6 protein-coding genes are annotated in these 8704 nt (G+C 70.6%); 3 read left to right on the top strand and 3 right to left on the bottom strand.

What is annotated here, in order from left to right; translation table 11 throughout:
* Nucleotides 1-310: 310 nt before the first annotated feature.
* On the bottom strand, nt 311-1063 hold the full coding sequence (locus ACYQ2W_RS24355) for a TSUP family transporter (protein ID WP_459873273.1): 753 nt from the start codon (nt 1061-1063) through the stop codon (nt 311-313).
* A 167-nt stretch (nt 1064-1230) separates the two neighbouring features.
* Between ACYQ2W_RS24355 and ACYQ2W_RS24350 the strand changes: the two genes are divergently transcribed.
* Nucleotides 1231-2868 (top strand): CotH kinase family protein, encoded by a 1638-nt coding sequence (locus tag ACYQ2W_RS24350; RefSeq protein ID WP_459873271.1) that lies wholly within the window; start codon nt 1231-1233, stop codon nt 2866-2868.
* A gap of 157 nt (nt 2869-3025) precedes the next feature.
* Here ACYQ2W_RS24350 and ACYQ2W_RS24345 read toward each other — a convergent pair whose 3' ends face one another.
* Nucleotides 3026-3895, bottom strand: coding sequence for an aminotransferase class IV (locus tag ACYQ2W_RS24345; RefSeq protein ID WP_459873269.1), 870 nt, complete (start codon nt 3893-3895; stop codon nt 3026-3028).
* The gene (locus ACYQ2W_RS24340) at nt 3892-4770 is read right to left on the bottom strand and encodes a DMT family transporter (RefSeq protein WP_459873267.1); all 879 of its coding nucleotides are present in this window, start codon (nt 4768-4770) and stop codon (nt 3892-3894) included. Before ACYQ2W_RS24340 ends, ACYQ2W_RS24345 begins: the two co-directional genes overlap by 4 nt.
* A 138-nt stretch (nt 4771-4908) precedes the next feature.
* On the opposite strand from ACYQ2W_RS24340, the gene ACYQ2W_RS24335 reads away from it, so the two are divergent.
* Both ACYQ2W_RS24335 and ACYQ2W_RS24330 read left to right on the top strand, forming a co-directional pair.
* Nucleotides 4909-6330: an aminotransferase-like domain-containing protein gene (locus ACYQ2W_RS24335; protein ID WP_459873265.1), complete on the top strand. Its 1422-nt coding sequence runs from the start codon at nt 4909-4911 to the stop codon at nt 6328-6330.
* Nucleotides 6331-6679: 349 nt separating this feature from the next.
* Nucleotides 6680-8497, top strand: a complete 1818-nt coding sequence (locus ACYQ2W_RS24330; RefSeq protein ID WP_459873263.1) for a sulfatase-like hydrolase/transferase — start codon at nt 6680-6682, stop codon at nt 8495-8497.
* The last annotated feature ends 207 nt before the right edge of the window (nt 8498-8704 follow it).

Here is an 8704-nt window from a genome sequence, read left to right as displayed (position 1 = left end):
CGTCACCGTCCCCCCCCCACCCGCGCAGCCGCGCGGACCGGCCCGGCCGCGCCCCCCCCGTGCGCGGGCGCGCCCCGCCGGCCCCCGCGCGGCACCGAGCTGGCCGGCCGCCCCGCGGCCGCGCGGCGGGGGGGGGGCGGGGACGGGGGGGGGGGGGGGGGGGGGGGGGGGGGGGGGGGGGGGCGACGATGCCCTCTCCGGCCTCTACGAGCGTGGTCGCGAGGAGCTGGCGCGGATCGGCGTCACCCTGCTCGATACCGCCGCGACGGTCGCTGCGCTGAGTGCGGCCCATCCGGCCCGAACGGCCTCCTCAGCCCAACAGCAGCTTCACGCAGATCGCCAGCGAGACGATCACCAGCAGCGGGCGGATCACCGCCGCGCCGTGCTTCAGCGCGGTGCCGGCGCCGAGGCGGGCGCCGATCAGCTGGCCCGCGGCCATCGCCAGCCCCGCCGGCCACACCACCAGCCCGGCGGCGGTGAACATCCCCAGCGCGGCGAGGTTGCTGGCCAGGTTGAGCAGCTTGGTGTGGGCGGTGGCGCGCCGCAGGTTGTAGCCGGCCAGCGCCACGTAGGCGGCGGCGAACAGCGAGCCGGTGCCGGGGCCGAAGAAGCCGTCGTAGAAACCCACCCCGCCGCCCACCAGCAGGGCGAAGGGGACGTGGCCGAGGCGACGCTGGCTGTCGAGGTCGCCGACCCGCGGCGAGAGCAGGAAGTAGAGGGCGAAGGCGGCCAGCAGCAACGGGATCAGCCGTTGCAGCCAAGCGGTGTCGAGTCCCTGCACCAGCCACGCCCCGAGCAGGCTGCCGCTGAGCGCGGCGAGCGCCTCGGGCCACGCCCGGCGCAGCTCGATCTCGCCGGCCCGCGCGTAGTGAAGGGTGGCGGCGAAGGCGCCGAAGCTCCCCTGCAGCTTGTTGGTGGCCAGCGCCGGCAGCGGCGGCAGGCCGGCGGCGAGCAGCACCGGCAGGCCGATCAGCCCACCGCCGCCGGCGATGGCATCGATCCAGCCGGCGGCCAGCCCGGCGGCGAAGAGCAGCGCCATCAGTTCAGGGGTGATCCATTCCATCTCGATCTCGCAAGCCGCGGTGACGTCCTCCCTTCGGGTGAGGGCGCGTCGTTGTCCCAACGGAGGCCGTAATATTACCTATTGGTGAAATTTTTTCTCAAAGAACCGGGCGCGGCGTCGATATCGGTGGTGATCGACGACCCCACAACAACAAGGAGCCTGACGTCATGTCCGAGCACGCGTTGCCGCTACAGCCGACCCCGCCCGCCGCCACCGAATTCCCTGCCACCTTCACCTCGCCCCTGCCCCTGGTCTTCGTCCTCTTCGACGGCGACGGCAAGAAACTCTACGCCGAACAGCCGGTCGCCATCGTCACCCTGGCCCCCGGCAAGGCGCTCGGCGACCTCGCCTCCGCCGGGGTCTCGAGCACCGCCAAGATGCACGTGCGTGGCGAGGCGACCCGCGACGACGCCAAGGTCCAATACGCGGTCCACCTGGACGGCAAGCCGGCAGGAGAGACGTTCGTCGGACTCGACTATACCGGCAAGCACTGGGTCTTCAACGATGCCGGTGCGGTGGATTTCACCTACCTGCGCAATCCCATGGCGTTTCACATGCAGCGGGGCCCGGGCGATCACTATTGGGCGCCGCACAGCGCCTATTTCGAACTCTTTCTCTGCACCACCGCGCTGTGCCCGGGGATTTACGACAAGAGCACCGGGGCGTGGGATCTCGGCGCGGTGGCGACCGATGCGTACCGGTTCTACCAGGGGCTCTACATCAACCTGGAGAAGGTCGGCGGGCAGAAGGCGCGCCTCGATCTGGGGAAATACGACAAGAAGCACCCCCACGACGACGACGTGGGCGACCTGATCCTTCAGGCCAACCACGTCGACAGCAAGTACGTCTCGCTCAACGGCACGATGCCGCCGACCCTGCCGGCGCTGGGCGCCAACCAGGTGGTGCTGTGCGAGCCGAAGGCCGACCACTTCGGCATCGACTCGGGCGATGCGCCGCCGACCCTGCCCGCACCGGTTCCTCCGTCGCTGCAACAGATCCTCGATTGGTGGTCCAACTGGGCCACCCTGTCGGCCTACGATGGTCCCGGCAGCGGGTGGAGCGGAAACCCCCAGTGCCCGCCATCCGGCTATGCCGATGCGACCCGGATGGTCGACCCCTTCGGACCGTCCGGCGGCAGTCCGCAGACGCTCGGCACGCTGCTCGCCCAGTACACCGACCTCCCCTCCTTCGCCCGCTACCTGCTGCTGGCCGAGATCGCCAAGGACCCCGACGGCTATCACCGCAGCACCTATATGTTCAAGAAGGGCGACCAGCTCTATGCCGGTCCGCTGTGGGACAAGAACAAGTCCTACGGCAACACTCAGAACTACGGGTCCGACTACTGGTACGTGGAGAGCTACGGCTGGACCCTGTTCGGCAGCGACAACCCGCTGGTGCAGAATCCGCCGGCGAAAACGGGCAGCCCCGATCCGTCGAAGGATCCGACCAACCCGCTCAACCCCGCGCAGGTCCCCTGTTGGTGGTGGGTGCTGCTCACCTCCAAGGCGTTCTGCGCCGAGGTGTGGAAGGTGTGGCAGACGGAGTACGCGACCGGCGGCGCGTTCAACGACACCAACCTTACCGCCTATCTCACGACGCAGAAGACGCTGATTACGACGACGACCCGGGGGGAGTCCTCGCCGGCCGCCCGTGACCTCACCTTGTGGCGCAACGACACCGTGGCCAACTGGAAGGGATACGTGAGCGATCTGGAGACCTACCTCTCCGCGCGTCTCCGCTGGATCGACAGCAATCTGGCGGCAATGCTCGCCGACACCTCGGGTTTCGCCCCGCCCAAGACCTGACCGGATCGCGGTGTCGTCGTGAGCGATCACCGCATTCCGTATGCAAGGCTTTTCCCATAGGGCGGCCCGCGGCCGCCGCGGCGTTTCCGGTGGCACGGCCGTTCGTTGTCGCGGGCCAGCAGGTGGATGTGGTGCCGTCGTCCGCCGGGGGTATCGTTCATCTCGTGCTCTCCTCGTCGATGAGTGCGCGGAAGGCCGTCTCCAGCCGCCGGTAGAGCGGGCCGGGGGCGGCGGTGAGCGGCCGCCCGTCCGCCGCGCGCACCGGGATCAGCTCCGCGCCGGTGCCGCAGAGGAAGCACTCATCCGCGGTATACAGGTCGTAGGGCGTGAGTGAGCGTTCACAGGCTTCGATTCCCTCCCGCGCGCAGAGCTCCAGCACCACGGCGCGGGTGATGCCGTCGAGGGCGCCGTCGCTCACCGGCGGGGTGTAGAGGATAGCGCCGCGGGCCAGGAAGAGGTTCTCCGCGGTGCCCTCGGTGAGGTAGCCGTGCTGGTTGAGCAGCAGCGCCTCGTCGGCCCCGGCGCGGCGCGCCTCCAGCTTGGCGAGGATGTTGTTGAGGTAGTTGAGGCTCTTGATCCGCGGATCGAGCACCGTCGGCCCCGGTCGCCGGGTGGAGGCGGTGATCAGTTCGATGCCGGTTTCGCGCCGCCCGGCGCCGACCACCGCCACCCGGTCGGCGATGAGGAACAGGTTGGGGGCCGCGCAGCCGGCGGGATCGAGCCCCAGGGTGCCGGCGCCGCGGGTGGCCACCAGCCGCAGGTAGCCGTCGCTCCCGTCGAAGGCGGCGATGGTCTCCGTCACCGCCCGCTCCAGGGCGGCCCGGTCGTAGGGGAGCTCCAGCAACAGGGCGCGGGCCGAGGCCTCCAGCCGCTCCAGGTGGGCGGTCAGGCGGAATGGCCGGCGGTGGTAGAAGCGGATCCCCTCGAACACCCCGTCGCCGTAGAGCAGGCCGTGGTCGTTGAGCGGGAGCACCGCCTCGGCGGCGGGGCGGATGCGGCCGTTGAGCCAGTAGATCGGTGCGGTCACGGTTGGGTCTCCTTGATCAGTTGCGGAAGGGAAGGGGGGCGGCGGGCGAAGCGGATCGCCACCACCACACCGGCGGCGTAGAGCCAGAGCGCCGGGGGGATCGACTCGCCGAGCAGCAGCCCGGCCAGCAGCAGGGTGAGGAAGGGCTGGAGCAACATCAGCTGGGCGCCGCTGGCCACCCCGGCGGCGAGCGCCCGGTACCAGAACCAGAAGCCGCCCAACTGGCTGACCAGGACGAGAAAGGTCAGCGCCAGCCACGGCGCCGGTGTGTGGGGTGCCGGCAGGCCCGCCCAGGTGAGGCCGAAGCCCAGCGCCGAGAAGGGGGCGGCGAACAGCACCGCCCAGGCCATCACCTGCCAGCCCGGCATCTCGCGGGCGAGCCGTCCCCCCTCGGCGTAGGTGGGGGCCACGATCAGCGCGGCGAGGTAGAGCTCGGGCGCCACCTTGCCGGCGCCGTCCCCCCAGGCGAAGTGCAGCACCAGTCCAGCCCCGGCCGCCGCCCACAGCCAGAAGGCGGGGGCCGGCCGCTCGTGCCCGCGCAGCCGGGTCCAGGCGGCGGTGGCCAGCGGGATCAGCGCCAGCGGGATCGCCCCCGGCGCCGCCTCATGCCCCTCCAGGGCGAGCGCCACCAGCAGCGGGAAACCGGTCCCGCCGAAGGCGACCACCGCCAGCCCGCCCCAGTGGCGCCGCTGCGGCAGCCGCGCGCCCACCACCGCCAGCGCGACCAGCGCGGCCAGCGCCGCCCCCAGCAGGCGGGCGAAGGTGAGCGCCAGCGGCGGAAACCCGTCCAGGGCGAGGCGGGTCATCGGCAGGGTGGCGGCGAAGGCGGTGACGGCGACGAGGCCGTAGAGGGTGGCGCGGCGCGGGCTGTCCATGACGCTCTCCGGTGGTTGGGGTGTGGCTACCACCCTATGCCTGCCGCCCCGATCATTACAGATCCAAACTGAGCTACACTGAACCAGCACAGTTTGGCCAAATGCCCGGCTGTGCTGGTCCAGCCGGAGGAAAACTGTATGGGTGAAGAGAGCCCGCGCTACGAACAGGTGGCCCGGCACATCCGCGAGCAGGTGCAGCGGGGGATCCTCCGCCCCGGCGAGCGGGTGCCGTCGGTGCGGCGGTTGAGCCGCCAGCTGGGGGTGAGCGTATCCACCGTGGTGCAGGGCTACGGACTGCTCCAGGATGAGCGGCTGATCGAGCCGCGGCCGCAGTCGGGTTTCTACGTGAAGGCCCCGGCGCGGCGCCCGCCCGCCCCTGCCATGAGCCGCCCGGAGGCGCGACCGCGGCCGGTCACGGTCAGCCAGCTGGCGCTTCAGGTGCTCCACGCGGGGCGCGGCGGCGAGACGATCCAGATGGGCACCGCGCTGCCGCGCACCGACTTCCCGGCGGTGGGGCGGCTGCACCGGATCATCGCCTCGCTGGCGCGCCGCCCCGACCCGCGGCTGGCCGACTACGACATGCCCCCCGGCAATCCCAAGCTGCGCCTGCAGATCGCCCGCCGGGCGGTGGACGCCGGGGTCGCGGTGGACGCCGACGAGGTGGTGGTGACCAGCGGCTGCCAGGAGGCGCTGACGCTGTGCCTGCGGGCGGTGGCGCAGGCGGGCGACACCGTGGCGATCGAGTCCCCCACCTTCTTCGGCACCCTGCAGGCGATCGAGTCCCTCGGCCTGAAGACCCTGGAGATCCCCACCGACCCGCGCCACGGCATCAGTCTCGACGCCCTGCGCCTGGCCCTGGAGCAGTGGCCGTTGAAGGCGCTGGTGCTTACCCCCCACTTCAGCAATCCGCTCGGCTACCGCATGAGCGACGCGCGCAAGGGGGAGCTGGCGGCACTGCTCGACTCGGCCGGGGTGCCGCTGATCGAGGACGATACCTACGGCGAATTGAATTATGAGGGGCAGCGGCCGAAGGCGGTCAAGGCGTGGGACCGCGGCGGCAACGTGCTGCTCTGCTCCTCGCTGTCGAAGAGCCTGGATCCCGGCCTGCGCATCGGCTGGGCACTGCCGGGCCGCTACCGCGAGGCGGTCACCCACCTCAAACTGGTGACCAGCATGGCCACCGCCACCCTGCCGGCATTTGCCGCCGCCGATTACCTGGAGTCCGGCGGTCACGACCGCCACCTGCGCGAGGTGCGCAAGGCCTACCGCGAGCGGCGCGACCGCTTCCTCGACCTGGCCCAGCGGCTGCTCCCCGAGGGGAGCCGCATCACCAGCCCCGACGGCGGCCTGGTCGCCTGGGTCCAGCTCCCCCACGGCGCCGACGCGATGGATCTCTACCACCGGGCGATGGCCCGCGGGGTGAGCATCGCCCCCGGCCCGCTCTTCTCGCCGGTGGGTCGCTACCGCGACTTCATCCGCCTCAACTATGCCCAGGCGAGCGTCGAGGAGATGGCCAAGGGGTTGGGAATCCTCGGGGAGCTGGCGCTCGAAGGGGCTTGACCGCTCCCGGCAAGAGCCAGGCCTGACGGCCTTTCGGGCCATGGATGAATCGGCGTAGCACTTGGGACGGATCGCGGTTGCCCTCCGGTCGCTGCCTCCGTTTGGCACGGCGGCCACGGGCCGCCCTATAGGGCGTGCCGCGCGCGCCGTGATGAACGGGGGCACCATTGGAGACGGATCGCAGGCGCCTTCCGTGGAATGCCAGAATGTCGTCAGAATCGGTCGTTCGCCAGCCTGCTGAGCTGTCCTAGACTCCCTTGGCTACCCCCCTCCGCGGCAACCGCTGCGTGGGGGCCATTCGCGCCGGCCGTCCGCCGCCGGCATCAGGGAACACGCAGCGAGGGACCCCATGAGCCAGACCCAACGACGCCCCAACATCCTCCTCATCATGACCGACGAGGAGCGCTTCCCGCCGGACTACGAAGGCGAACAGGTCGCCGATTGGCGCGAGCAGCATCTCACCGGCCGCAACAAGATCCGCGATGCGGCGGTGAGCTTCACCCGCCACTACGCAGGCTCCACCGCCTGCGAGCCGAGCCGCGCGACACTGTTCACCGGCCAGTACCCGTCGCTCCATGGGGTGAGCCAGACCTCCGGCCTGGCCAAGAACTCCAGCGATCCGGGACTCTTCTGGCTGCCGCCCAACAGCGTGCCGACGCTCGGCAACTGGTTCCGCGCCGGCAGCGACTACCGCACCTTCTACCACGGCAAGTGGCACATCTCGGACCAGGACCTGATCATCCCCGGCAGCCACAACGGGCTGCTCACCACCGACGCCGAGGGCAACGTCTACCCCGAGCGCGAGGCCCTCTACCGCAAGGCCAACCGCCTCGCCGACTACGGCTTCGACGGCTGGATCGGTCCCGAGCCCCACGGCGCGCTGGCCAACAACGCCGGCCTGATGCGCGACCCCGGGTTTGCCCAGCAGACCATCGACATGCTCCAGCAGCTGGAGCAGGAGGCCGCCACCGACGCCGACTACCGTCCGTGGCTCGCCGTCTGCTCCTTCGTCAATCCCCACGACATCGTCTTCTCCGGTCAGTCGTGGCAGCTGGTCGGCCTGCCCGAACCGGACCTCTCCGGCATCCCGGTGATCGACCCGCCGACCCGCCACGAGGCGCTCTGCCACAAGCCCCGCTGCCAGCGCGACTACGTGCTCAACTACGGCCAGTTCTACTACCGCCAGCCCACCACCGACGCCTACTACCAGCTCTACCTCTACCTCCAGCAGCAGGTGGACCGGCAGATCGAGTCGGTCTACGACGCCCTGCTCGGCTGCCCGACGATCGCCAACGACACCGTGGTGATCTTCACCTCCGACCACGGCGACGTGCTCGGCGCCCACGGCGGTATGCATCAGAAGTGGTACAACGCCTACGACGAGTGCATCCGCGTGCCGCTGCTGATCTCCACGCCGCAGCAGCGCAGCGGCGGCCAGTCGAGCCACCGCGACGCCACCACCAGCCACGTCGACCTGCTGCCGACGATGCTCGAGCTGGCCGGCATCGACGCCGAGGCCGCCGGCGAGCGTCTCGCGCAGAACCACACCGAGGTGCATCGCCCGGTGGGCCGCAGCCTGCTGCCGCTGATCAACGGCAGCGGCAACGACCAGCCGATCTATTTCATGACCGACGACGAGGTGGACAAGGGGCTCAGCGAGGCGGCCCCGCCCAAGTTCACCGAGCTCTATCTCGCCACCCGGGCGCAGAACGCCGGTTTCCCCAACCCCAACGAGAGTGCGGAGGAGGGGCGCGAGGGGATCACCCCCGGCGGCGTGATCTCCACCGAACTGGCCCTCGGCCGCCCGGTCAGCACCCGCCAGCAGCTCCCCTACCGGCCGGTGATCCAGCCCCACCACATCGAGACGGTGATCACCCGCATCGACGGCACCCTCTACAAACTGAGCCGCTACTTCGAGAACCCGCGCTTCACCGGCAACGCGGTGGGCAACCCCGACGGTGGCGCCGAGCAGTACTTCGTCCCCGACGAGTGGGAGCTCTACGATCTGGACGGCGACCCCGAGGAGCGCGACAACCTGCTCTCGCCGTGCGCCGACAAGGCGCCGGACGCGCAGCTGGTGGCGTCGCTGAAGCAGCAGTTGCGCGAGCAGCGCAAGGCGAAGCGGCTGCTCCCCACCACCCTCAACCGCAACGCCACCACCGCATAAGGCGCGTTACGCGCGCCGTGGTCGGCGGAGGGGGCACGTCCGACGAGGCGGGGTTCCGTCGCCTGTAGGAGCGGCCCCAAGGCCGCGATGGTTCGAAGTGCCGGCCCCCCCGCGGCTTGCGGGGGCCGGTGGACAGGGCGCCATCGCGGCCTTGGGGGCCGCTCCTACAGGTAAGGGCTCGCGAAAAAATAACTTCCTGTTTTGGAC

This window comes from Endothiovibrio diazotrophicus (genome assembly GCF_054657215.1).
Note: the sequence above shows the minus strand (reverse complement) of the source record. Positions and strands in the feature narration are given on the sequence as shown.